Origin of the sequence: Acidovorax sp. PRC11 (assembly GCF_031844105.1) — a bacterium.
In the GTDB taxonomy this organism is placed as follows: Bacteria; Pseudomonadota; Gammaproteobacteria; order Burkholderiales; family Burkholderiaceae_C; genus Paracidovorax.
This window is the reverse complement of record NZ_JAUZUQ010000008.1, coordinates 1-22,089: the sequence shown is the minus strand read 5'-3', so window position 1 is coordinate 22,089 and position 22,089 is coordinate 1. Positions and strand designations below refer to the sequence as shown.

The 22,089-nt window shown below is 68.0% G+C and carries 22 protein-coding genes and 2 pseudogenes; 6 read left to right on the top strand and 18 right to left on the bottom strand.

Translation table 11 applies throughout. From position 1 onward, the window contains the following. Nucleotides 1–15: 15 nt before the first annotated feature. The 5 genes and pseudogenes from Q9R47_RS10970 to glmS form a co-directional block, all read right to left on the bottom strand. The gene (locus Q9R47_RS10970; protein WP_311233241.1) at nt 16–354 is read right to left on the bottom strand and encodes a DUF4148 domain-containing protein; all 339 of its coding nucleotides are present in this window, start codon (nt 352–354) and stop codon (nt 16–18) included. A 178-nt stretch (nt 355–532) separates the two neighbouring features. Continuing rightward, nucleotides 533–775: a hypothetical protein gene (locus tag Q9R47_RS10965; RefSeq protein ID WP_169828552.1), complete on the bottom strand. Its 243-nt coding sequence runs from the start codon at nt 773–775 to the stop codon at nt 533–535. Nucleotides 776–906: 131 nt separating this feature from the next. Further along, nucleotides 907–1,194 carry a zinc ribbon domain-containing protein gene (locus Q9R47_RS24300; protein WP_404977127.1) on the bottom strand — a complete coding sequence of 96 codons (288 nt, stop codon included), beginning with the start codon at nt 1,192–1,194 and terminating at the stop codon, nt 907–909. Between the two features lie 378 nt (nt 1,195–1,572). Then, nucleotides 1,573–2,378, bottom strand: a pseudogene (locus Q9R47_RS10960) (IS3 family transposase); the annotation flags it as partial. 1,071 nt (nt 2,379–3,449) lie between these two features. Then, a complete protein-coding gene (glmS, locus tag Q9R47_RS10955) occupies nt 3,450–5,339 on the bottom strand; it encodes a glutamine--fructose-6-phosphate transaminase (isomerizing) (protein ID WP_311233240.1) in 1,890 nt (629 codons plus the stop codon). Between the two features lie 144 nt (nt 5,340–5,483). Here glmS and Q9R47_RS10950 point away from each other — a divergent pair, with 144 nt between their 5' ends. Beyond that, nucleotides 5,484–5,975 carry an Lrp/AsnC family transcriptional regulator gene (locus tag Q9R47_RS10950; RefSeq protein WP_311233239.1) on the top strand — a complete coding sequence of 164 codons (492 nt, stop codon included), beginning with the start codon at nt 5,484–5,486 and terminating at the stop codon, nt 5,973–5,975. An 88-nt stretch (nt 5,976–6,063) separates the two neighbouring features. Then, nucleotides 6,064–7,110: a diguanylate cyclase gene (locus tag Q9R47_RS10945; protein ID WP_311233238.1), complete on the top strand. Its 1,047-nt coding sequence runs from the start codon at nt 6,064–6,066 to the stop codon at nt 7,108–7,110. A 124-nt stretch (nt 7,111–7,234) separates the two neighbouring features. Here Q9R47_RS10945 and Q9R47_RS10940 read toward each other — a convergent pair whose 3' ends face one another. The 3 genes from Q9R47_RS10940 to Q9R47_RS10930 all read right to left on the bottom strand — a co-directional run bounded on the left by Q9R47_RS10940 (nt 7,235) and on the right by Q9R47_RS10930 (nt 10,437). Continuing rightward, nucleotides 7,235–8,080 (bottom strand): ATP-binding protein, encoded by an 846-nt coding sequence (locus tag Q9R47_RS10940; protein WP_311233237.1) that lies wholly within the window; start codon nt 8,078–8,080, stop codon nt 7,235–7,237. Next, nucleotides 8,077–9,501: a bifunctional UDP-N-acetylglucosamine diphosphorylase/glucosamine-1-phosphate N-acetyltransferase GlmU gene (gene glmU, locus Q9R47_RS10935; RefSeq protein ID WP_311233236.1), complete on the bottom strand. Its 1,425-nt coding sequence runs from the start codon at nt 9,499–9,501 to the stop codon at nt 8,077–8,079. The genes Q9R47_RS10940 and glmU overlap by 4 nt, the downstream gene beginning before the upstream one ends. A gap of 165 nt (nt 9,502–9,666) precedes the next feature. Next, nucleotides 9,667–10,437, bottom strand: a complete 771-nt coding sequence (locus Q9R47_RS10930) for a Crp/Fnr family transcriptional regulator (RefSeq protein ID WP_311233235.1) — start codon at nt 10,435–10,437, stop codon at nt 9,667–9,669. A gap of 145 nt (nt 10,438–10,582) precedes the next feature. Between Q9R47_RS10930 and Q9R47_RS10925 the strand changes: the two genes are divergently transcribed. Further along, entirely contained in the window at nt 10,583–10,996 is a 414-nt protein-coding gene (locus tag Q9R47_RS10925; RefSeq protein ID WP_311233234.1) for a BLUF domain-containing protein, read from the top strand. A gap of 4 nt (nt 10,997–11,000) precedes the next feature. On the opposite strand, the gene Q9R47_RS10920 is transcribed toward Q9R47_RS10925, so the two are convergent. Together Q9R47_RS10920 and Q9R47_RS10915 are read right to left on the bottom strand one after the other, a co-directional pair. After that, the gene (locus Q9R47_RS10920) at nt 11,001–11,375 is read right to left on the bottom strand and encodes a DUF2917 domain-containing protein (protein WP_311233233.1); all 375 of its coding nucleotides are present in this window, start codon (nt 11,373–11,375) and stop codon (nt 11,001–11,003) included. Nucleotides 11,376–11,513: 138 nt separating this feature from the next. Continuing rightward, entirely contained in the window at nt 11,514–12,014 is a 501-nt protein-coding gene (locus tag Q9R47_RS10915; RefSeq protein ID WP_311233232.1) for a DUF2917 domain-containing protein, read from the bottom strand. A gap of 132 nt (nt 12,015–12,146) precedes the next feature. On the opposite strand from Q9R47_RS10915, the gene Q9R47_RS10910 reads away from it, so the two are divergent. After that, complete coding sequence (locus tag Q9R47_RS10910; protein ID WP_311233231.1) at nt 12,147–13,139, top strand: LysR substrate-binding domain-containing protein; 993 nt, start codon at nt 12,147–12,149, stop codon at nt 13,137–13,139. Nucleotides 13,140–13,145: 6 nt separating this feature from the next. Here Q9R47_RS10910 and tyrS read toward each other — a convergent pair whose 3' ends face one another. Then, nucleotides 13,146–14,378 (bottom strand): tyrosine--tRNA ligase, encoded by a 1,233-nt coding sequence (tyrS, locus tag Q9R47_RS10905; protein ID WP_311233230.1) that lies wholly within the window; start codon nt 14,376–14,378, stop codon nt 13,146–13,148. A gap of 181 nt (nt 14,379–14,559) precedes the next feature. Here tyrS and Q9R47_RS10900 point away from each other — a divergent pair, with 181 nt between their 5' ends. Then, a complete protein-coding gene (locus Q9R47_RS10900; RefSeq protein ID WP_311233426.1) occupies nt 14,560–15,921 on the top strand; it encodes a peptidoglycan DD-metalloendopeptidase family protein in 1,362 nt (453 codons plus the stop codon). A gap of 215 nt (nt 15,922–16,136) precedes the next feature. Then, nucleotides 16,137–17,252 carry an anhydro-N-acetylmuramic acid kinase gene (locus tag Q9R47_RS10895; RefSeq protein ID WP_311233229.1) on the top strand — a complete coding sequence of 372 codons (1,116 nt, stop codon included), beginning with the start codon at nt 16,137–16,139 and terminating at the stop codon, nt 17,250–17,252. A 19-nt stretch (nt 17,253–17,271) separates the two neighbouring features. Here the strand turns inward: Q9R47_RS10895 and mdtD are convergent, their stop codons facing one another. From mdtD to Q9R47_RS10860, 7 genes and pseudogenes are all read right to left on the bottom strand, one after another. After that, nucleotides 17,272–18,726, bottom strand: a complete 1,455-nt coding sequence (mdtD, locus tag Q9R47_RS10890; protein WP_311233228.1) for a multidrug transporter subunit MdtD — start codon at nt 18,724–18,726, stop codon at nt 17,272–17,274. A 70-nt stretch (nt 18,727–18,796) separates the two neighbouring features. Continuing rightward, nucleotides 18,797–19,162 (bottom strand): iron-sulfur cluster insertion protein ErpA, encoded by a 366-nt coding sequence (gene erpA, locus Q9R47_RS10885; protein WP_311233227.1) that lies wholly within the window; start codon nt 19,160–19,162, stop codon nt 18,797–18,799. Nucleotides 19,163–19,227: 65 nt separating this feature from the next. Beyond that, a complete protein-coding gene (locus tag Q9R47_RS10880) occupies nt 19,228–19,629 on the bottom strand; it encodes a polymer-forming cytoskeletal protein (RefSeq protein ID WP_311233226.1) in 402 nt (133 codons plus the stop codon). A gap of 67 nt (nt 19,630–19,696) precedes the next feature. Continuing rightward, entirely contained in the window at nt 19,697–20,407 is a 711-nt protein-coding gene (locus Q9R47_RS10875) for a DUF6776 family protein (protein WP_311233225.1), read from the bottom strand. Between the two features lie 129 nt (nt 20,408–20,536). Then, nucleotides 20,537–20,929 carry a 30S ribosomal protein S9 gene (gene rpsI / locus Q9R47_RS10870; RefSeq protein WP_013596333.1) on the bottom strand — a complete coding sequence of 131 codons (393 nt, stop codon included), beginning with the start codon at nt 20,927–20,929 and terminating at the stop codon, nt 20,537–20,539. A 9-nt stretch (nt 20,930–20,938) separates the two neighbouring features. Then, complete coding sequence (gene rplM / locus Q9R47_RS10865; RefSeq protein WP_011797080.1) at nt 20,939–21,367, bottom strand: 50S ribosomal protein L13; 429 nt, start codon at nt 21,365–21,367, stop codon at nt 20,939–20,941. Nucleotides 21,368–21,531: 164 nt separating this feature from the next. Next, nucleotides 21,532–22,089: pseudogene (locus tag Q9R47_RS10860) on the bottom strand (serine/threonine protein kinase); the annotation flags it as partial.

Below are 22,089 nucleotides of genomic sequence, written 5' to 3'. Positions count from 1 at the left end.
CAACGCGTGTCCGGGTCAGGGTGCGGGAACGGCAGGGACCGGTGCACCAACACGACGTGCAGCCCAACTGGGGTGCTTTTGGGAGCGTTCCAGATCTGCCAGCACTTCTTCGCGAGTCATCGCCTTGCCCTTCGCTGGAACTGGTGCACCGAAGCGGTGGTATTGCCACGTACCCTCTTTCTTGGATTGGTCCATCTCGGCGAGAACCTGCTCCCGCGACTTGCCAGGCTCGGCATGTTCTGGATGGGTGGTGTAGCCCAGTTCAGTAGGCGCAGGGTGAATGACACTGCTTGCCATCGCGGGCGCTGCAAGGGCTACGAAAGAAAGGGCGGTGAGTACGGTACGAACTGCCATGAGATTCTCCTTGGTTGAATCGGCGTGCTCTGCAGACCGCACCAACCGTCAGGCGCTCTACATTGCACGTGTGACAGTCTGCTGACCGTATGCCGACAAGTTGCGCACCGAGAGATTACAAGTTCGTCATGTATCCGCGGCATCCAATTACAAAGGGCCACGTTGATGCGCCGTGCAATCAAGCCCTGAGTGCTGAGGAAGGAATCGACGTTTTTGCACTGCTTTCATCAGCAGCGAGCCATGCACGACCGAAGCCGGTGACCCGGTTAACCATTGCCAAGCCCGAGCCGGCTGCGTCCGGTAGTTCTGCTTCAATCATCCCTGCGTGCAAAAGCAGACGGAGCAAGTCGATGTCGCCAGGCTTCGTTATCTGCTTTGGCAACGTGCCAGCCTCGATCTCTCGAAGAAATTTCAATGGCATGTTGCTCGCCTTGCTCCGTGTAGTGTCATAGCGGATTGACCGAGATCCTGCCCTGGATACCGTTATCCAAGGAACAGCGGGCCCGGCCCAAGCCCGGCTCCAGCGCTAGCCATGCAGCAATTTGGATTCCGTCATCCTCTGCCCTGACCGCAGGAACCGCAAAATCTTGCGTTGGGTGCTAATACCGTAGAGCACTTTGCGCACTGCGTTGCAACCATGCTTGTGCCACATTGTTGGCAGAACCTTGCTCCTGGCTGGTTAGCGCCACTGCAGCTCGGGCACGCAATGAGGTTCGCTGGTCGTTGGGTGTTGGATCCATCGCCATAGCCGCGATTGTGGTCGCTGTCTCGGTAATTTCCGCCATGGTGGCCGCGGCCACCGCCGTGATGTCCGCTGAAAAGCTTGTCGAATAAACCCATCACATCCTCCTGTGCATTTAGTGATGGGTCTATTTGAAAGCTTGTAGTGGCTTCAAGGTCAACGAATTTCGACTGCGATGGGGCTACCTTACAGAGATGTAATCTGCGCGCAAACTCAGCGTTATCCAGTTCTCTCCGTTGGGCTGATTTCTGCCATTTTTTGTATGGGCGCGGCCGTTCGCAGTGAAGGTTCTCGGGCAGCGCCACTACAATTTTCGAATGCGCTCCAAACTGCTCGCTCTGCTCATCGCACTGTTGCCTTTGCAACTGTGCTGGGCGGCAGTGGCCCCTTACGTTCACGACGACGCTCGTGGCGCCGCGCATGTTGCTGGCTTACATGGCGTGGGGATCTTGCAACCGCAAGAGAGCCTTTTTGACGTAGCCCACCACCTGGCGGCTAAACAGGTCGATGACGGCGGCCAGGTACAGCCAGCCTTCGTCGGTTTGGATGTAGGTGATGTCGCCACTCCATAGCTGGTTGGGAGCTTCAGGGTTGAAGCGCCGCTGCACCAGGTCAGGTGCCACCGGCAGGCTGTGGCGGCTGTCGGTGGTGACCACAAACTTGCGTTTCGTTTTGGCCTTGATGCCGTGCTGCTGCATGAGCTTGCGAACCCGGTCTTTGCCCACCCGGATGCCTCGGGCCACAAGCTCCTTGTGCATGCGTGGCCAGCCGTATTCGCCCTTGACCTCGGCGTGGATGGCACGGATGTGCGCCAGCAGGGCTTCATCGCTGTAGAGTCGGCCAGGGCCGCTGCGGCCATGACCATCCTCTCGCCGGCGCAGCCAGTTGAAGTACCCGCTGGCGCTGACCTCCAGCACCCCGCAGGACACGCTCACCGGGTAACGGTACTTCATTTGGTCAATCCAGGCGTACCTCGCAGCGTGTCCTGCGCGAAGTACGCCGCAGCTTTTTTTGCGATGTCGCGCTCCATGCGAAGGCGAGCATTCTCGGCGCGCAGCCGGGCAATCTCCATCTGCTCGGGCGAGACTTTGGTCGCCTTGTCGGCGCTGCCAACGTCGTTCAGCTCTCCCTTGGATGACAGTCGCACCCAGTTGCCCAGACTGGCCTTGGGAATGCCCAGCACCTTGGCCACCACCGCAATCGCCTGGCCAGCTCGCACCTGCCGAACCGCCTCCAGTTTGAACTCCCGCGTGTACTGCGCACGCACTTGCTTGTCACTCATTGCTCAACTCCTTGTCGGTATTTTCAACAAGGGTTAAGAACTCCACTTTTCAGGGGCAACCTCAGGTTCGTTTTAGCCACTCCAATGTGTCCCCAACCGAACCCGGTGGGACAGCAGAAATAGCAGCTGAGAATTTCGCAACGGCTTGCGGCGAGATTGCCAAACCTGTGGCGATCGAGCCGGGAGACGTTCTGCTCGTGAACAATCGGCTGTGCCTGCATGGCCGCGCAGAAGTGGGCGGAGATATAGGCGGGCACTCAAGATGGCTGCTTCGAACCTATGCCTTGAACACGACGCAGCTCGATGACAGTAGGCGGCATCTTGGTGACCGGCCAACTCATGTGCTCTATCCATAGCGGGGTTTGACGGCGGTCCAGCAACTTGCCTGCAACCTTGCCATTGGATCGCAGAACAAGTTTTGAAGATTTTGATCTTCCAGTTCACCAACAGGCGTCGAGATCTTGCTGCTCTGGCTGATGGAGCCGTACATGGCTACGCAGGTGGCTGAGAGCTGGTGGCGTCGATTCAACGATGCCTGTGTGCCCGCTCGTCCGGTCTACACGGTTCCCCAGGCGCTTTCTCACACACAGATCGTGAAGCCGCGGCATAGCGGAGACCCTCATGAACGCGCCAGAAGTGGTCCGCGCTGCTCGGGATACCTGCGAGCTAGGGCCAAGCTGAACGGCGAGCCCCTTTTAGCCAATCGGATCATGGACGGCAGTGGGGCCTCGACGCTCAGTGACCGGTTTGCGGCATTCAATGCAGCGGTCAGGTCTCCCGTCGAGTGACCGCAGGCAGCCTGAAGCACACGGCACCGCACACATCCCTCGATACATGAACCGCCTCACATGAGGCGGTATTCATTTCCCAATGCGGAATTTCCCCGACAGACTTTGTTTGCATCCGGCGCACTTTATTTTTTGGAGTCAGTACAGATCATCGCTAGCGCCTCTGATTCTTATTTGTCGAAAAAGTCCACAACCAAAAAACAATTGTCAACTTTCGCGTTTATGTTTAGAGAAAGTCCACAACTTTAGTCAATTAAAGGACCCGGGGCCGCGAGCCCCCGCCTCACTCCACCGTCACACTCTTCGCCAGATTCCGCGGCTTGTCCACGTCCGTCCCCCGCGCGCACGCCGTGTGGTACGCCAGCAATTGCAGCGGCACCACATGCAGGATCGGGCTGAGCGCGCCATAGTTCTCGGGCATGCGGATCACGTGCATGCCGTCGGAGGGGTCGATGTTGGTCTTGGCGTCGGCCAGCACGTAGAGCACGCCGCCGCGGGCGCGCACTTCCTGCAGGTTGCTCTTGAGCTTTTCCAGCAGTTCGTCATTGGGCGCCACGGTGACGACCGGCATGCTGCTGGTCACCAGGGCCAGGGGGCCGTGCTTGAGTTCGCCGGCCGGGTAGGCCTCGGCGTGGATGTAGCTGATCTCCTTGAGCTTGAGCGCGCCCTCCAGGGCGATGGGGTAGTGCACGCCGCGGCCCAGGAACAGGGCGTTCTCCATCTTCGCGAAGTCTTCGGCCCAGTTGATGATCTGGGGTTCGAGCGCGAGCACGCCCTGCAGGGCCACGGGCAGGTGGCGCATGGCCTGCAGGTGGCGTGCCTCCTGCTCTTCGCTCAGGCGGCCGCGCGCCTGGGCCAGCGCCAGCGTGAGCAGGAACAGGCCCGCGAGCTGGGTGGTGAAGGCCTTGGTGGAGGCCACGCCGATCTCCACGCCCGCGCGGGTGATGTAGGCCAGCTTGCATTCGCGCACCATGGCGCTGGTGGCGACGTTGCAGATGGTCAGCGTGTGCTGCATGCCCAGGCCCTGCGCATGGCGCAGTGCGGCCAGGGTGTCGGCGGTTTCGCCGGACTGGCTGATCGTCACCACCAGCGCGCGCGGGTTCGGCACGCTGGTGCGGTAGCGGTACTCGCTCGCCACCTCCACCTGGGTGGGAATGCCGGCGATGGATTCGAGCCAGTACTTGGCCGTGCAGCCGCTGTAGTAGCTGGTGCCGCAGGCCAGGATCAGCACGGAATCGACTTCCTTGAACACGCGCCAGGCCGAGGTGCCGTCGGCGCCGTCGAAGAGTTCCGGCGCCACGCCGCGCACGCCTTCCAGCGTGTCGCCGATGGCGCGCGGCTGCTCGAAGATCTCCTTCTGCATGTAGTGGCGGTACGGGCCCAGTTCGGCCGCGCCGCTGTGGGCCAGCACGGTGCGCACGGGGCGGCTGGCGGGGTCGAGCGGCTGGCCGTCCTTGCCGGCGATCCAGTAGCGGCCCAGCTGCAGATCGACGAGGTCGCCCTCTTCCAGGTACACGATCTGGTCGGTGACGCCGGCCAGCGCCATGGCATCGCTCGCCAGGAAGTGTTCGCCCTCGCCCACGCCGAGGATCAGCGGGGAGCCGGCGCGCGCGCCCACCACGCGGTGGGGCTCGTCCTTGTGGATCACGGCGATGGCGTAGGCGCCATGCAGTTCGGCCACGGCGGCGCGCACGGCCTGGAACAGGTCGCCGTTGTAGTGGCTGTCCACGAGGTGGGCGATCACCTCGGTGTCCGTCTGGCTGGTGAACACGTAGCCGCGGGCCTGCAGCGATGCGCGCAGCGCCTCGTGGTTCTCGATGATGCCGTTGTGCACCAGCGCGACGCGGCCCAGGCGCAGCGGCTCGTCCGGGCCGGAGCCGTGGCTGAAGTGCGGGTGCGCGTTGTGCACGGCCGGCGCGCCGTGCGTGGCCCAGCGCGTGTGGGCGATGCCGGTGGCGCCTTCGACGTGCTCGGTGCGCACCTGCTCCAGCAGTTCCGCCACGCGCGCCGTGCTGCGGGCGCGGCGCAGGCCGCCGGTGGGCGTGGTGCCCAGGCTGGCGTCGTGGATCGCCACGCCGCAGGAGTCGTAGCCCCGGTACTCCAGCCGCTGGAGGCCCTGCACGAGGATGGGAACGATGTTGCGCGTGGAGACCGCGCCGACGATGCCGCACATGGTGATGTCCTTTGGGTAAGAGGTTCGGAGCGGGTGCCATCGTAGGCAGGGCTCCGTAAAATTTGAGATCGATTTCTGATCCGGATTGGACTTTTATTTCTTGTATTTTTGATGGAGAAATAAAATTTCATCTATAACCAATAGATGCAATCCATTGAACTCGACGGTACCGACCTGCGGCTGCTCGATCTGCTGCAGACGGACGCCAGCCTGAGCAATCAGGCCATCGCCGAACTGGCACATGTGTCGCCACCCACCTGCCTGCGCCGCACCAAGCGGCTGCACGATCTCGGGCTGGTGGAGCGGCAGGTGGCGATCCTGCGGCCCGACCGGCTCGCGCAGCTGCAGGGCCACGGGCTGACGGCCTTCGTCGAGGTGACGCTGGACCGCCAGGGGGCGGAACTGCTCGATGCCTTCGAAGCGCGGGCCGTGGCCGACGCGGCGGTGCAGCAGTGCTGGCGCGTGGCGCCGGGGCCGGATTTCATGCTGGTGGTCCATACCCCGGACATGCCCGGCTACCTGGCGCTCACCCAGCGGCTCTTCACGGGGGATGCGAACGTGCGCAACGTGAAGGCGTTCTTCGGCGTCAAGCGCGCCAAGTTCGACACGCGCGTTCCACTCGTGCGCAGCACTTGAAGGGACAATGCGTCCCGGACAACGCCCGGTGCACCGGCGCCAGGCCATACGGTAGAGTCGAGTCCGCCATTCCACACCTCCAGCTTCGATGGGCACCGCCAAGCATCCGCTGCGCCAACGCATCTACCCCCTGCGCGTCCTTGGCATGGGGCTCGGCGGCATTGCCGTGGCGACGGTGCTGTGGGAGCACGGCGCCTCCGCCGCGGAGTGGGCGTTCGCCGCATCCGTCACGCTGGCATGGCCGCACCTGGCCTTCGTGCTGGCAGGGCGCAGCGCCGACCCCTACCGCGCCGAGGTCCGCAATCTGCTGGTGGATTCCGCGCTCGTGGCATCGCTGGTGCCGCTCATGCACTTCGATCTGCTGCCCAGCCTGCTGCTGTGCCTGCTGACGATGCAGGACAAGGTCATCTGCGGCGTCCGCGGGCTGTGGGCGCGCTCGCTGCCGGGCATGGCGATCGCGGGGCTGGCGAGCGCCGCGGCCACCGGCCTGCGCTTCGATCCGCACAGCTCGATGGCGGTCATCCTGGCCTGTCTGCCCGTCATGGTGCTGCATTCGCTGTCCGTGAGCCTGGCCAGCTACCGGCTGATCCGCAAGGTGTCCCACCAGAACCAGCAGCTCGAAGAGCTGCGGCGCATCGACGCGCTCACGGGCCTGTACGGGCGCGGCCACTGGCAGGAACAGGCGGAAGCCGCGCTGGGCCGCTTCCACGCCGACAAGGCGCCCACCAGCCTGCTGATGCTGGACACCGACCACTTCAAGGACATCAACGACCACTGGGGGCACAGCGTGGGCGACGAGGTGATCCGGGCCGTGGCCCGCGTGGTGCGCGCCAACGTGCGCGCCACCGACTGCGCCGGCCGCTACGGCGGCGACGAGTTCGCGGTCATCATGCCGGGCCAGGACTGCACGGCGGCCCGGGTGGTGGCCGAGCGCATCCGCACGCAGGTGCAGGAGGCACGCCTGCAGGGCATGCCGGAGCTGCGGTTCACCTGCAGCATCGGTGTCGCCTCGATGGAGACCGCGCACCTCCGCGTGCGGGACTGGGTGGACGCGGCCGATGCGGCGCTCTACCAGGCCAAGCGCCACGGGCGCAACGCCATCGCGCACGGCCCGCACGGCACCCACACTTCCTGAGAGCGGCTAACACGACCCAGCGAAGCGGTTCTGGCTAGGCGCTGCATCGCAGACAGTACGAGCAGTACGACAAGATGCGCCAACGACGCCAGAAGGGTCGTGTTAGCCCCTCTAAGACACCGGCTCAGGCCGAGGTCGGTTGCCCGCCGCCGGGCGGCCATGCCAGCACGACGGTACAGCCTTCGCCGGGCACCGCGTCGATGCCGATGCGGCCGCGGTGGCGCTGCATGATCGCGCGCGCCTTGGCGAGGCCCACGCCCATGCCGTCGAAATCCGCATCGCGGTGCAGGCGCTGGAACACGCCGAACAGCATGCCGGCGCGCGCCGGATCGAACCCCGTGCCGTTGTCGCGCACCGTCAATCGGGGGGCGCCGTCCTCGGCGATGTCGCCGTCGATGGCGATGACCGCCGGCGTGCGGCCGCGCGTGAACTTGAGCGCATTGCCGAGCAGCTCGGCGAACAGCTGGCCCAGCAGCGCGGCATCCCCCGCCACCGTCGGCAGGCCGGGGGCGATGCGCCACTCCACGTCGCGGCCGGGCGCCTCGCCGGCGAGCGCCGGCGGCATGCCCGCCAGCAATCCGTTCAGATCCACCAGCGCCCAGTGCAGCGGCGCGCGGCCGATGCGCGAGAGCGCGAGCAGGCCGTCGAGCATGCGGCCCATGCGGCGCGACGCCTGGTCCATGGTGCCCAGAAAACTGCAGGCCTCCTCGCGCGCACCGGCGGGCAGGCCCTGCGCACCGTCCTCGACCAGCTCCCGCACCAGCGGGCCGAAGGACACGATGTGCCGCAGCGGCGCGCGCAGATCGTGCGAGGCCGCATGCAGGAACTCGTCGTGCGCGGCCGCCATGTCGGCGAGCGCCCGGTCGCGCTCGGCCAGCAGCGCGCGCAGCACGGGCGCATCCAGGCCGTCGTACGGGGATGTCCCTGGCCCGGAGGGCCCGGGGGCGCCGGCGCGGTGCTCCTGCGTCATGCCTTGGGCAGCTTCGCCGGCCGCTGCCAGTTCTCTTTGGTGATCTGCTTGCCGCGCGCCACGCTCAGGGCGCCCGCGGGCGTGCTCTTGGTGATCGTGGAGCCGCCGCCCACCGTGCCGCCGGCGCCGATGGTCACGGGCGCCACCAGCACGCAGTTGCTGCCGATGTGCACGTCGGCCTCGATCACCGTGCGGTGCTTGTTCGCGCCGTCGTAGTTGGCGGTGATGCTGCCCGCGCCGTAGTTCACGCGCTCGCCCACCGTGGCATCGCCCAGGTAGGCGAGGTGATTGGCCTTGGCGCCGTCGGCCAGCTGCGAATTCTTCACTTCGACGAAGTTGCCGATGTGCACCTCGCGCCCCAGTTGCGCGCCGGGCCGCAGCCGCGCGAACGGCCCGATGAGCGCGCCCTCGCCCACCTGCACGCCGGCCGGCTGCTCACCGTCGATGTGGGTGTACGGATGGACCACGGCGCCGGCGGCGATGCGGGCGTTGGCGATGCTGCAGTGCGCGCCGATGCGCACGCCCTCGCCCAGCTCCACCCGGCCGGCGAAGATGCAGTTCACGTCGATTTCCACGTCCTGGCCGCAGGCGAGTTCGCCGCGCGCGCCGGTGCGCGCATCGTCCCGGAGGTCGAAGCGCGCGGGGTCGGCGAGGCGCACGCCCTGCTCCATGAGGGCACGCGCCTGGCCGAGCTGGTGGGCCCGCTCCAGCTCCGCGAGCTGCAGCGGGCTGTTGACGCCCGCCACCTGCAGCGCATCGGTGATGCGGTGCGCCACCACCGGCACACCGTCGGCGACGGCCATGGCCACGATGTCGGTGAGGTAGTACTCGCCCTGCGCGTTGTCGTTGGTGAGGCGCGCCAGCCAGCCGGCCAGCAGCGCCGCGGGCACGGCCATGATGCCGCTGTAGACCTCGTCGATCGCGCGCTGCGCCTCATCGGCATCCTTGTGCTCGACGATGCCGCGCACCGCGCCGTCGCCGCCGCGCACGATGCGGCCGTAGCCCGACGGGTCCGGCAGGGTCACGGTGAGCAGCGCCAGGCGCCCGCCCGCGCCCGCGGCCACGAGCGCCTGCAGGGTGTCGGCGCGCGTGAGCGGCACGTCGCCCGACAGCACCACCACCGTGCCGTCGCCCGCCAGCGCCGGCACCGCCTGCTGCACGGCATGGCCGGTGCCCAGCTGCGGCTCCTGGCGCACGCAGCGCACGTCCAGCCCATCGGCCGCGCGCACGAGGAAGGCCTCCACCTCGGGCGCGCCATGGCCCGTCACGACGACGGCACGCCGCGCCTGCAGGCCGCGCGCCTGGCCGAGCACGTGCCCCAGCAGCGGGCGGCCCGCCAGGCGTTGCAGGACCTTGGGAATGCGGCTTTTCATGCGCGTGCCTTTGCCCGCGGCCATGATGATGATGTCCAGTGCGCTCATGGGAGATCAGGAGAGAGGTGGGAGCAGCCCATTATCCGCGCCACAGCTTCCCGAGGATTCACCACCAGAGCGAGAAAAGGTGCGAAGCCGCGGACCGTGCTGCGGCACGGCAAGGCGCAGCAACGCGGTGATCGCCGTGATGCCGAGTCCGTATCCGTACCCGTATCAAAGCAGCGGCACCGGCCGGGGGATGGCGTCGTAGTACTCGGCGATGCGCGCGAGCGCGCGCGGGTTGATGAGACGCAGCCGGCCGCCGGAGATCTCGTGCAGGCCCATGTCGGCCAGCCGGCGCAGTGTCTTGTTGGTGTGCACCAGCGAGAGCCCCAGCGCATCCGCGATGTGCTGCTGATTGATCGGGAACTCCACCGTTCCGCCCTCGGCCAGCCCCAGCCGGTCCAGCCGCCGGTAGAGATGCACCAGCAGCACGGCCACCCGCTCGATCGCGGTGCGCCGCCCGGCCGTGAGCAGGTTGTCGTCCACCATGCCCTCGCCGCGCGCGGCCAGCCAGGTGACCCCGTAGGCCAGGCGTGCGTGCTCGCGGAACAGCGACCACAGCCCATCCGTGTCGAAGGCGCAGAACGAGCAGTCCGTCACCGCCTCCACACCATGCAGCGCCGTGTCGGAGAACTCCTGCTGCAGCCCCACCAGGTCGCCGGGCAACAGGAAGTTCAGGATCTGGCGGCGGCCGTCCGACAGCGTCTTGTACCGGAAGGCCCATCCGCTGTAGAGCGTGTAGAGCCGCGCACCCGTCTGGCGCTCGCGGATCAGCGCCCCGCCCGCCCTCACCGTCTCGACGCCGCAGCGATAGTCCTGGATGAAGTCCAGCTCCTGGTCCGTGACCGGGGTGAAGGCCTGGGTGCGCTGGCGCAGGCGGCAGGCATGGCAATCGCGCGGGGCCTCGTGAAAGGCCCGCGCGGGAACGGCATCGGTGGTCATGGGGCCAGGAATGCGAGGGAAGAAATGATGGTGAGGAGGCGAACGCGTTGGCGAACGCGGCGGCGATTCTAGGCAATGGCCGCGCTGCTGCGCTATGTCTTTTGACATTGCCTTCACACACCGCCCACCCTACAGTGGGCTCTTGATGACCCTTTCATCCCCCCCGCTGACGGCCCCCCTCCACGAGGTGCTCTACGTCAGCACACTGGCGCCCGGCCAGCCGGTAGGCATCGTGGCCGCCATAGCGGCGCGTGCGCGCCTCTCCAACATCCGCGACGGCATCACCGGCCTGCTCGTGTTCGACGGCCAGCGCTTCTGCCAGCAGCTCGAGGGGCCGCGCGGCCCGCTGCTCTCGCTCGTGGAGCGCATCCGCTCCGACCCCCGGCACACGGGCATGGAAGTGCTGCACCAGGCGGCCCTGGACCGACGGCGCTTCCAGCGGTTCAGCCTGGCGTTCAGCACGCTCGAGGACGAGGATGCCCTGCCGCGCATGGAGTCGCTGGCAGGCCACCACGCTTTGGCCGCGTTCGAGTCGCTCGCCGTCGATCTGGAGATGTAGCCGTTCAGGCGCAGCCGACCGGTCCGCGGGCCGGCATCGCGCCGTGCGCGGCAGCCGCCTCGCCCTTCACGGCGCGCGCCGCGTCGAACCGGTACCGCACGGGCTCGGTCCCCAGCGGCTCGATCACGGCATGCTGGCCGGCGGCGATCCAGTACGTCTGGCCTGCCTGCAGGAAGATGTCGCCTGGCGCGAGATCGCATCCCCCCTGCGGGCCGTCGTCGACCGTGACCCATGCGCGGCCCGAGGCGATGCGCAGCGCCATCGGCGACCGGGGGCGCAGGCTGTGCGCGCAACCCGCGTCCAGGCGGTACACCTCGGCCCCGGCAGAGCGGTCGCGCGCGGGCGATTGTTGAAAATTCAGAACTTGTGATGCGGTCATCTTGATCCCCTGGTTAACCCTGATTTTTCAACCATTGTGCTTCTGGGGGATGGGTTGCGTCCAATGAAGAGCGGCATCGCCATCCATGCGCCTTTCGCATCAATGCGCAAACCGGCCCCGTTCCATGCGCAGGCCGCATCAATGCCCCGGCACGACGGCATCCCCGCGGGCTCGACCGGCCATCCAGCCCGCCACGGCCCGGCCCAGCCCCAGCAACGCCGCCGCCACCGCCCTCTGCGCGCGCCATGACTCCCGCAGGGACGTGACGAATTCGCCACCGGCCGTCCGCACCGGCGAACGCGCCGCCCCACCGGTTTCGGCCCAGGTGAACGCCACGGCCGCCGGGGCGCGGCCACCGCCGGTCCAGGGCTCCAGCACGGCATGCTGGCCTGCCGCGACCAGGAGCGTTTCGCCCTCGCCCAGGAACTGGTCGCCACCAGCGGCCCCAGGCCCCGATACGGTGACCCACACGGCGCCCTGGCCGATGGACAGCCGGCCACCGCGGCGCGGATGCAGGCCCACGGCCTGGCCGCATGCCAGGTGCCAGTGGCCCGCCCGCCTATGGACTCCATCTCGGTGCGTCGGTGTCGCGGCGCGGGGCGGCCATTCTTGCGGATGCGGAACGGATGACGGCTGCATGATCGGACTCCTGTGGCACTCAAGCCTTTGAGATGGAAGGAGTTTCTTTCGCGGACACCCCGTCGGTCCAATGAAAACGCGGCCATAATTTCATGCGCCGCCTTCATCAATGCCATTTGCCTTCGTGCCGCCATGAACCTTCCCGCCCCCGTCGCCCACCTGCGCACCCGGCCCGTGGCGGTCGGGCACTGGCGCGCATTCCTCGCCGTGGCCCGGCACCTCAACTTCCGCGCCGCCGCCGAAGAACTGTCGCTGACCCAGTCGGCCGTGAGCCGGCAGATCCAGGCGCTGGAAGATGAGGTGGGTGTGCCGCTCTTCCTGCGGCACACGCGGGCGGTGGAACTCACCAGCGCGGGCGCGCAGCTGCAGCGCGCGGTGGCCCCGGCACTGGAGCGGGTGGATGCCTGCGTGCGGCTCGTGCGCCAGACGGCCGGCCGCAAGAGCGTGGCGATCACCACCTGGGCGAGCTTCGCGTCCATGTGGCTGATTCCGCGCATGGAGGAATTCCAGCGCGACAACCCGGACATCGACATCCGCATCGACGCGAGCGACCTGCCCGTCGATCTGGAAACCGCCGACGTGGACCTCGCGCTGCGCTATGCCGTCCCGGGCTCGCAGGTGTACGGTGCGCAGCGCCTGTTCGGCGAGCAGCTCGCCGTGGTGGCGAGCCCCTGGCTGCTCAAGAGCGGCCCGCCGATCCGCAAGCCCGCCGACGTGGCGCAGTTCACGCTCATCGAGGCGGGCGACGCGCACCGCACGATGCACCTCGAATGGCTGACGTGGCGGCGCTGGTTCGAGCGGAACGGCCAGGACAAGCTGCAGCCCAAGCGGTGGCTGTACTTCAACTATGCCCACCAGATCGTGCAGGCTGCGCTCACGGGCCAGGGCCTCGCCCTCGCGCGCATGCCGCTCATCGCCGATGCGCTGGCGACCGGCGACCTGGTCGAGGTCCTGCCCGGCTACCGGCTGGACTCACCGCTGGTGTACTGGCTGATGGTGGGCCCCCGCAGCGGCCAGCGCCCGGAGATCAAGGCATTCTGCGAGTGGCTGCTGCGCGAGGCGCAGCTCACGCGCGAGGCCGTCGGCGAGGTGCCCGACCCGGACCTCAACGACGACCTGGACTGATCCTTCTCAGTTCAATGTCACGCGGGCGAACTTGCGCTTGCCCACCTGAACCACGTACGTGCCGGCCTCCAGCTTCAGGCCGCGGTCGCTCACCACGCTGCCTTCCACGCGCACGCCGCCGCCGTCGATCAGGCGGTTGGCCTCGCTGGTCGAAGGCGCCAGGTTGGCCTGCTTGAGCAGCGCACCGATGCCCAGCGGCGCGCCGCCCAGGGCCACCTCGGGGATCTCGTCGGGCACGCCGCCCTTGCTGCGGTTCATGAAGTCCTGCTCGGCCGCGTCGGCGGCGGCGGCGCTGTGGAAGCGCGCGGTGATTTCCTTGGCCAGCGCCACCTTGGCGTCCTTGGGATTGCGGCCGCCCGCCACCTCGGCCTTGAGCGCGGCGATCTCGGCCAGGCTCTTGAACGACAGCAGGGTGTACCAGTCCCACATCAGCGTATCGGAGATCGACAGCACCTTGGCGAACATGGTGTTGGCGTCTTCGGTGATGCCGATGTAGTTGTTCTTGGACTTGGACATCTTGTCCACGCCGTCCAGGCCCACCAGCAGCGGCATGGTCAGGATGCACTGCGGCTCCTGGCCGTATTCCTGCTGCAGGTGGCGGCCCATCAGCAGGTTGAACTTCTGGTCGGTGCCGCCGAGCTCCAGGTCGCTCTTCAGGGCGACCGAGTCGTAGCCCTGCAGCAGCGGGTAGAGGAATTCGTGCAGGCTGATCGAGCTGCCGTCCGTGAAGCGCTGGTGGAAATCGTTGCGCTCCATCATGCGGGCCACGGTGTACTTGGCGGCCAGCTGGATCATGCCCGCGGCACCCAGCGGCGCGCACCATTCGCTGTTGTAGCGGATCTCGGTGCGCGCCGGGTCCAGCACCTTGGCGGCCTGGGTGTAGTAGGTCTCGGCGTTGGCCTTGATCTGCTCGGGCGTGAGCGGCGGGCGCGTGGAGTTGCGGCCGGAAGGATCGCCGATCAGCGTGGTGAAATCGCCGATCAGGAAGATCACCTGGTGGCCCAGGTCCTGCAGCTGGCGCATCTTGTTGAGCACCACCGTGTGGCCGATGTGGATGTCGGGCGCCGTGGGGTCCAGCCCCAGCTTGATGCGCAGGGGAACGCCCGTCGCTTCGGAGCGCGCGAGCTTGCGTGTCCACTCCTCCCGGGGCAGCAGTTCTTCGGTCCCGCGCAACGACACCTCCAGCGCCCGTCCTACACCATCGGTGACCGGGAATGTTGTAACAGCGGATTGATTCATAAGGGTTTTACGGAGTTCGCCAAGTAGGTCGGTGGCTATACTTCCTGCCACCTTTGCAGCGGAATTCTAGTGCGCCCGCCGGCTCCGCCTTCCGGCCCGGCGCCATCCCGCTGCGACCAAAGACACTCCGCGCATGCCGCCCTTCCGGGCCTGCATGCGCTTCACCCTGGGGTACAGACTCTTGAACAACGGCTTGACATCCGCCGGCCTCGCATTGCTGGACCGGCTCTCGCGTTTCGCCCAGACCCATCCCAAGCGCATCACCGCCGCCGTCGCGGCCGTCCTGCTCACCGGCGGAGGTGGCGCCTTCGCCGTGGCGTCGTTCGCACCCGATCCGGGCGACCTGCCCCGCACGATCGTCGAGTACCCCGTCGAATCCCTCGCGGCCGACCAGCCGCTCTCCGCGCTGGTGGACATTCCCAGCTATTCCCTCTACCGCACCGACCAGACGCGCAGCAGCGATACGGCCGAGGCCATCCTGCAGCGCCTGGGCGTGGCCGACCCAGAGGCCGCCGCCTTCCTGCGCGGCGACGGGCAGGTGCGCCAGACCCTGCTGGGCCGCGGCGGCCGCTCCGTCTCCGCCGAAACGACCGACGACCACCGCCTCGTGAAGCTCACCGCCCGCTGGGTGCAGGACGACAGCGGCAGCTTCCGCCGCCTCGTGGTCGAGCGCCAGGGCGGCACGTTCGCCTCGCGCATCGAGACGGCACCGCTCACCGTGGGCAACCGCCTGGCCGGCGGCATCATCCGCAGCTCGCTGTTCGCGGCGACCGATGCCTCCAACATTCCCGATGGCGTGGCCATCCAGCTCGCGGAAGTCTTCTCCAGCAACATCGACTTCCACCGCGCCCTGCGCAAGGAAGACCGTTTCTCGGTGGTGTACGAGACGCTGGAAGCCGACGGCGAGCCGCTGCGCAGCGGCCGCGTGCTGAGCGCCGAGTTCCACAACAACGGCAAGACCTACGACGCCGTCTGGTTCCAGGAGCCCGGCGCCACCAAGGGCGCCTACTACACGCTCGAGGGCGAGAGCATGCGCCGCGCGTACCTCACCTCGCCGGTGGAGTTCTCGCGCGTGACCAGCGGCTTCAAGATGCGCTTCCACCCCATCCTGCAGAAGTGGCGCGCCCATCTCGGCACGGACTTCGCGGCCCCCACCGGCACGGCCGTGCGCACCGTCGGCGACGGCACGGTGGAGTTCGCCGGCGTGCAGAACGGCTACGGCAACGTCGTCTACGTGCAGCACCGCAACCAGCACGTCACCGTGTACGCTCACCTGAGCCGCGTCGACGTGCGCAAGGGCCAGTCGGTGGAGCAGGGCCAGACGATCGGTGCCGTCGGCGCCACGGGCTGGGCCACGGGGCCCCACCTGCATTTCGAATTCCGCGTGAACGGCCAGCACCAGGACCCGATGACCATCGCGCAGCAGAGCGAGGCCGCGCAGCCCGTGTCCGCCGCATCGCGCGCCGCGTTCGCACGCCTGGCCTCCAACATGCGCGTGCAGTTGTCGGCCGCGTCGCAGGTGTTGCAGGCCAGCGCGCAGTAGAAGGTACATCCCCCTGAGCGGCTTCGCCGCTTCCCCCTTCTCTCGGCTTCGCCGGGAAGGGGGACGACGCCTACGGCCCGGCGGAGCCGGTTCCGTGGCGTCTGCTGGCCTGGGGCCGCGGTGGCTTTCATGCCGTTTGCATGCCCAACCGGAGGACAGTCGCAGTCTCTTGCCGTTCTTCTCTTCCTTTCGCCAGCCGTATGACGCCTCCTTCGATGACTGAACGCTACATCGGACTCATGTCGGGCACGTCGCTCGACGGGGTGGATGGGGCGTTGGTGGAGTTCGAGGGGGATCGGTTGCGGGTGGTGGGGTTCCAGTCGGCGCCGTTGCCGGAGGCGCTGCGGGCGGAGCTGCTGGCGCTGAACACGGGCGGGGCGGATGAGCTGCACCGGGCGGCGCTGGCGGGGAATGCGCTGTCGCGGGCCTATGCGGAGGTGGTGGGGCGGTTGCTCGGCGCAGCCCGGCTGGCGCCCCCGGACGTGCGTGCGATCGGCGCGCATGGGCAGACGGTGCGGCACCGGCCGGGGATGTTCGATGGCACGGGCTATACGCTGCAGTTGGGCAGCCCCGCCCTGCTCGCGGAGCGCACGGGCATCGACGTGGTGGCGGATTTCCGCAGCCGCGACGTGGCGGCGGGCGGCCAGGGGGCGCCGCTGGTGCCGGCCTTCCACCAGGCCGTGTTCGGCCGCGCCGGCACGGCGGTGTGCGTGCTGAACATCGGCGGCATCGCCAACCTCAGCGTGCTCGGGGCGGACGGCGGCGTGCTGGGCTTCGACTGCGGGCCGGGCAATGCGCTGATGGACCTCTGGTGCGACCGTCACACCGGGCGGCCCTACGATGCCGACGGGGCCTGGGCGGCACAGGGACAGGTCGTTCCGGAACTGCTGGACCGGCTGCTGGCCGAGCCTTATCTGCACGCGCCTCCACCCAAGAGCACGGGCCGCGATCTGTTCCATGCCGACTGGCTGCAGGCGCACCTGCAGGCGCTGCCCGTGCCGGCACCGGCCCCGGTGGACGTGCAGGCCACGCTCACCGAGTTCACGGCCCGCGCCTGCGCGCTCGCCGTCGATGCCCATGGCCAGGGCGGCACGGAGCTGGCCGTTTGCGGCGGCGGCGCGCGCAACGGGTATCTCATGCGCCGGCTGGCCGCCCTGCTGCCCGCCGTGCGGGTATATGCCACCGACGCGCTGGGGTTGCCCTCCCAGCAGGTCGAAGCCGCGGCGTTCGCCTGGCTGGCGCGCCGCGCCCTGCAGCGCCTGCCGGGCAACCTGCCGCAGGTGACGGGTGCGGCCGGCCCGCGGGTTCTCGGCGCGCTGTATCCCGCCTGAACCCTGCTGCCGGCTGGCATCACCCCTGGCCCGACACCTCGGGCCCTTCCTTGGGCGGAATGCGCGCCTCCCGCGGCAGCTGCCAGAACACGGCTGCCGACGCCACCGTGATGAAGCCCACCGTCAGGAACGTGGACTGGAACGCATGCAGCACCGCGCCGGGCACCTGCGCGCCGCCGTAGGCCTGGCTCCACTCCGACAGCACCGCGCCGGCCACGGCCACGCCCAGGCTCATGGCCAGCATCTGCACCATCGAGAGCAGGCCGTTGCCGCTGCTGGCGCTCGCGCCGTCCAGGTCCTTCAGGGTGATCGTGTTCATCGCCGAGAACTGCAGCGAGTTCACGGCCCCGAACGCCGCCAGCTGCACCACCTGCCATGCCAGCGGCCAGGACGGATCGCGCAGCGCGAAACTGGCCATCATCAGCCCCAGCAGCACGGTGTTGGCGACCAGCGTGTTGCGGTAGCCGTAGTGCCGGATGAGCGGCGTCGCTGCCCGTTTGATGGCCATGCCGGCCAGGGCCGTGGGCAGCATCATCAGGCCGGCGTGCAGCGGCGAATAGCCCAGCAGCAATTGCAGCGACACCGGGATCAGGAACGGCATCGCCCCGCTCCCCAGGCGGCAGAACAGGTTGCCCAGCAGTCCCACCGACAGCGTGCGCACGCGGAACAGCTGCGGCGAATAGAGCGGCCGCTCGTGCCGCGCAGCATGCAGCCAATACACCACCAGCGCCACCAGCCCGCCCACGCCCAGCGCCGCGGCGCCGCCGCGCCCCACCACGCCGGCCGCCTCGATCGACAGCGAGATCGACACCATGCCGAAGGCCAGCAGCGCGTAGCCGGCGATGTCGAACCCGTCGATCTCCGGCGCCCGCAGGTTGGGCATGAACCGCGCGGTCGCCAGGAAACCCGCCACGCCCACCGGCAGGTTGATGAGGAACACCCAGTGCCAGGAGGCGCTCTGCACCAGCCAGCCGCCGAGCGTGGGGCCCAGCAGCGGGCCGATCAGCCCCGGGATGGCGACGAAGCTCATCGCCTCCAGGAATTCGCCGCGCGGAAAGGTGCGCAGCACCGCGAGCCGGCCCACCGGCAGCAGCAGCGCGCCGCCGAGCCCCTGCAGCACCCGGGCCGCCACCAGCTCGTTCAGGTGCCGCGACGCCGCGCAGGCCAGCGAGCCCAGCGAGAACACCGCGATGGCGAAGAGGAACACCTGGCGCGTGCCGAACCGGTCGGCCAGCCAGCCCGAGGCCGGGATCAGCATGGCCATGGTGAGCGAATAGGCGACGATCACCGACTGCATGCGCAGGGGGCTCTCGCCCAGGCTCGCCGCCATCGCCGGCAGCGCCGTGTTGACGATGGTCGCGTCCAGCGTCTGCATGAAGAACCCCACCGCCACGATCCACAGCAGGATGCGGCGGTCCGCGGGGGCCTGGGCCGGAGGCACGGGGAATTCGGGGGAGGCGCTGGGCGGCGGCATGGACGGGTCGGGGGATGGTTCGGGAACGAAAAAGCCGCCCTCGGGCGGCTTGGATCGCGTCAGCGGCGCATCAGGTCGAGAAGCTCGATCCGCAACCGCAGGTGGTGGTGGCATTCGGATTCTTGATCACGAACTGCGCGCCCTGCAGATCTTCCTTGTAGTCGATCTCGGCGCCGACCAGGTACTGGTAGCTCATGGCATCGATGAGCAGCGACACACCGTTCTTGGTCATGGTGGTGTCGTCCTCGTTCGTGATCTCGTCGAACGTGAAGCCGTACTGGAAGCCCGAGCAGCCGCCGCCCTGCACGAACACGCGCAGCTTCAGGTCGGGATTGCCCTCCTCGGCGATCAGGTCGGCCACCTTCGCGGCTGCGCTGTCGGTGAAGACGATGGGGGCGGGCATTTCGGTCTGTACGTTCTCGGCTACTGCGCTCATGGGGTGTTCTCCGGTTGAAGGAGGAATTGGCCTTCGATGGTACTGCAACGGCGTTTTCGCGCTCCTCAGCCCGCCTTTGACGCCAATTTGAGTGTGGGCTTTTCCTCGATGAGCACCGTGGTCGGGCTCATCTGGCCGGCGATGGTGGCGCCCTGGTGCATCTCCAGCGCCTTGTAGTGCACGTTGCCGGTGATCCGGGCCTTGGGCTGCAGCTCCAGCAGCTCGGCCGCGTGCACCGGGCCCACCACCGTGCCGTTGATGATCACGTGGGCGGCATGCACCGCGCCTTCCACCCGCGCCGACTCGGACACGACGAGGATCGTCGGGTGCTCGCCATCCTGCGCGCGCACGTCGCCCGCCACCTCGCCGTCGATGCGCAGGCCTTCGGCGAAGACGACCTCGCCGTTGATGCGGGTGCCATGCGCGATCAGGCTCTTGATGGGCGGCTGCTTCTTGCGGGAAAACATGGCGGGAATCTCCTTGCGGCATGGCCGGAGGGATCGCCGGGACGGCAGGCGCGCGCCAGGACTCACCTCACTCCACCGGGAAGTGCTGGACGGCGCGCACCGCGCTCCCCTCCAGAACCCGCGCGGTCACGGTTTTTACCACGGCATTCGCCGGGATCTCCGACACGCCCTCGACGCGGCGGTAGTGCTCGAACTGCAGCGCCTGCCCGCCGCCGGGCAGCGGCTGCGTCCACGGCCGTCCGTCCCGGGTCCCTTCGACCAGCAGTTCCAGCCGGCCCTTGAATTCGGGGGCATTGCGCACGGGCTGGATCACCAGCACCTGCCAGCGCAGCTGCCCGGCGCCGATGGGCTCGGCCTGCAGCCCGCGGATGCTGACGCCGTCCGCCCTGGCCGCCGGTATCAGCTTCTCGAAGAAGCCCAGGTCGTCGCGCAGCGTCCGGTTGTCGGCCTCGAGCTGGCGCACGCGCGCCGTCACGCGCTCCAGGGCCGCGCGCTCGGCGGTGAGCAGGGAACCCTCGGCGCTGGAGGCATCGACGCGTACGCGCGTCTCCTCGCGCAGCCGGGCCACCTCCTGCCGCAGCGCGACCAGTTCGTCCCGCGAGCGGGAGTCCAGCCCCGCGATGCTCTTGCCGAACTCGAAGGCCCAGAGGGCGATGGCCGCGCACAGGCCGAAGACCACGGCCAGCGCCATCCAGCGCAGCGGCCAGGGCATGGCACTGCGGATGGCCACGCGCGGGGCGCTCACCGTGAGCCGGCGACGCAGCAGCTTGAGTCGCATGTACCGGGTCCCTTTCGTTCCAAGAAAAGCGGTCGTCCCAATGCAAAAAACCGCCAATGATGGCGGTTTTTCGTGGTGGAAGCACTCCTTCTGGGAGAACTTCCGGCCGGGTGCAGCGAAAAGCGGAGATTAACGCTTCGAGAACTGCTTGGCGCGGCGTGCGGAGTGCAGACCGACCTTCTTACGCTCGACTTCACGGGCGTCGCGCGTCACGAAGCCGGCTTGGCTCAGTGCGGGCTTCAGCGCTGCGTCGTAGTCGATCAGGGCGCGGGTGATGCCGTGGCGGGTGGCGCCGGCCTGGCCGGACTCACCGCCGCCGTGCACGTTGACCTGGATGTCGAAGGTCTCGACATGGTTGGTCAGCACGAGCGGCTGCTTGGCGATCATGATGGAGGTTTCGCGGCCGAAGTACTGCTGAATGTCTTTGCCATTCACAGTGATCTTGCCGGAACCCTTCTTCAGAAACACGCGGGCGACGCTGGACTTGCGACGGCCGGTGCCATTGTTCCATTCACCAATCATGTCGGCTCCTTAGATTTCCAGCGCCTTGGGCTGCTGAGCGGTGTGCGGATGTTCCGCGCCGCCGTAGACCTTGAGCTTCTTGATCATGGCGTAGCCCAGGGGGCCCTTGGGCAGCATGCCCTTGACGGCCTTCTCGAGTGCGCGGCCGGGGTGCTTGGCCTGCAGGTCGCGGAAGTTCGTCGCCGTGATGCCACCGGGATAGCCGGAGTGGCGGTAGTACACCTTGTCCAGGGACTTGGTGCCGGTGACCTTGAGCTTGGAGGCGTTGATGATGACGATGAAATCGCCGGTATCGACGTGAGGCGTGTAAATGGCCTTGTGTTTGCCGCGCAGACGGAGAGCAACTTCGCTGGCTACTCGTCCGAGGACCTTGTCGGTCGCGTCAATCACAAACCACTCGTGCACGACCTCAGCGGGCTTTGCGCTGAAAGTGGACATGAGTTTTCTCTTCACAAAAAGAGGGTTTGGCGGTCCTTTTCCACGGTCGGTGCTTCTCTGTATGGAAGCCTCTTAGGTGGGGTGCATGCCTCGCCGCGGGACCTGGGAATTCGCTGCGAAGCCCGCCATTATATGAAATTCCGTCCGCACCTGGCAACCCGGGCTTATTGCGGCTGCAGCTGGCGCCGGCGCTCCTCGGCTTCGAGCCGGCGGCGGTTCTCGACGCAGAGCGGGTGGTTCGCCACGGCGGGCCGCTGGCATTCCTGGTGGATGCACATCGGCCGGGCCAGGAACCCCGAATCGGCGCAGGCCTCGTCCGGGCCGATGACGCGGGGCGCGGGCCGTGCAGCGACGGCGGGGGCCGGCGCGGCCGGCACGGGCGCCGGCGCTGGAACCACCACGGCCTCGGAGGCCTTGCGGACCGGCGGGCGCGGCGGCTTCGGCGCGGAAGCCACGACGAAGGCCGGCGACACCGCGGCAGCCCGGGAGGCCGCGGCAGCGGCAGCCGCCACTGCCGCGCTGGCAGGAGCCTCCGGCTCCGTCGGCACCGCCGCGGAGGCCGCCGCAGCGGGCTCGGAGGCGGCGGCGGCCATGGCCACGGGCACCGCCGCCGGCTCGGCCCGCTCGGTGATGATTTCGTTCTCGGGCGTGTGCGGGACGGCCACGGGCTGCGCGCCCAGGTGCATGCCCCACCACACCCCGCCGGCGGCCACCGCCAGCAC

Bases quoted from the DNA above. Each gene is read 5' to 3' on its own strand.
- Q9R47_RS10930 (WP_311233235.1), bottom strand. From the start codon at position 10,437: ATGACCACCGATGCCGTTCCCGCGCGGGCCTTTCACGAGGCCCCGCGC.
- Q9R47_RS10950 (WP_311233239.1), top strand. From the start codon at position 5,484: ATGCAATCCATTGAACTCGACGGTACCGACCTGCGGCTGCTCGATCTG.
- rplM (WP_011797080.1), bottom strand. From the start codon at position 21,367: ATGTCCACTTTCAGCGCAAAGCCCGCTGAGGTCGTGCACGAGTGGTTT.
- rpsI (WP_013596333.1), bottom strand. From the start codon at position 20,929: ATGATTGGTGAATGGAACAATGGCACCGGCCGTCGCAAGTCCAGCGTC.
- Q9R47_RS10965 (WP_169828552.1), bottom strand. From the start codon at position 775: ATGCCATTGAAATTTCTTCGAGAGATCGAGGCTGGCACGTTGCCAAAG.
- Q9R47_RS24300 (WP_404977127.1), bottom strand. From the start codon at position 1,194: ATGGGTTTATTCGACAAGCTTTTCAGCGGACATCACGGCGGTGGCCGC.
- Q9R47_RS10970 (WP_311233241.1), bottom strand. From the start codon at position 354: ATGGCAGTTCGTACCGTACTCACCGCCCTTTCTTTCGTAGCCCTTGCA.
- mdtD (WP_311233228.1), bottom strand. From the start codon at position 18,726: ATGCCGCCGCCCAGCGCCTCCCCCGAATTCCCCGTGCCTCCGGCCCAG.
- Q9R47_RS10920 (WP_311233233.1), bottom strand. From the start codon at position 11,375: ATGACCGCATCACAAGTTCTGAATTTTCAACAATCGCCCGCGCGCGAC.
- glmU (WP_311233236.1), bottom strand. From the start codon at position 9,501: ATGAGCGCACTGGACATCATCATCATGGCCGCGGGCAAAGGCACGCGC.
- Q9R47_RS10925 (WP_311233234.1), top strand. From the start codon at position 10,583: ATGACCCTTTCATCCCCCCCGCTGACGGCCCCCCTCCACGAGGTGCTC.
- tyrS (WP_311233230.1), bottom strand. From the start codon at position 14,378: ATGAATCAATCCGCTGTTACAACATTCCCGGTCACCGATGGTGTAGGA.
- Q9R47_RS10875 (WP_311233225.1), bottom strand. From the start codon at position 20,407: ATGCGACTCAAGCTGCTGCGTCGCCGGCTCACGGTGAGCGCCCCGCGC.
- Q9R47_RS10880 (WP_311233226.1), bottom strand. From the start codon at position 19,629: ATGTTTTCCCGCAAGAAGCAGCCGCCCATCAAGAGCCTGATCGCGCAT.
- Q9R47_RS10910 (WP_311233231.1), top strand. From the start codon at position 12,147: ATGAACCTTCCCGCCCCCGTCGCCCACCTGCGCACCCGGCCCGTGGCG.
- Q9R47_RS10915 (WP_311233232.1), bottom strand. From the start codon at position 12,014: ATGCAGCCGTCATCCGTTCCGCATCCGCAAGAATGGCCGCCCCGCGCC.
- glmS (WP_311233240.1), bottom strand. From the start codon at position 5,339: ATGTGCGGCATCGTCGGCGCGGTCTCCACGCGCAACATCGTTCCCATC.
- erpA (WP_311233227.1), bottom strand. From the start codon at position 19,162: ATGAGCGCAGTAGCCGAGAACGTACAGACCGAAATGCCCGCCCCCATC.
- Q9R47_RS10895 (WP_311233229.1), top strand. From the start codon at position 16,137: ATGACTGAACGCTACATCGGACTCATGTCGGGCACGTCGCTCGACGGG.
- Q9R47_RS10940 (WP_311233237.1), bottom strand. From the start codon at position 8,080: ATGACGCAGGAGCACCGCGCCGGCGCCCCCGGGCCCTCCGGGCCAGGG.
- Q9R47_RS10945 (WP_311233238.1), top strand. From the start codon at position 6,064: ATGGGCACCGCCAAGCATCCGCTGCGCCAACGCATCTACCCCCTGCGC.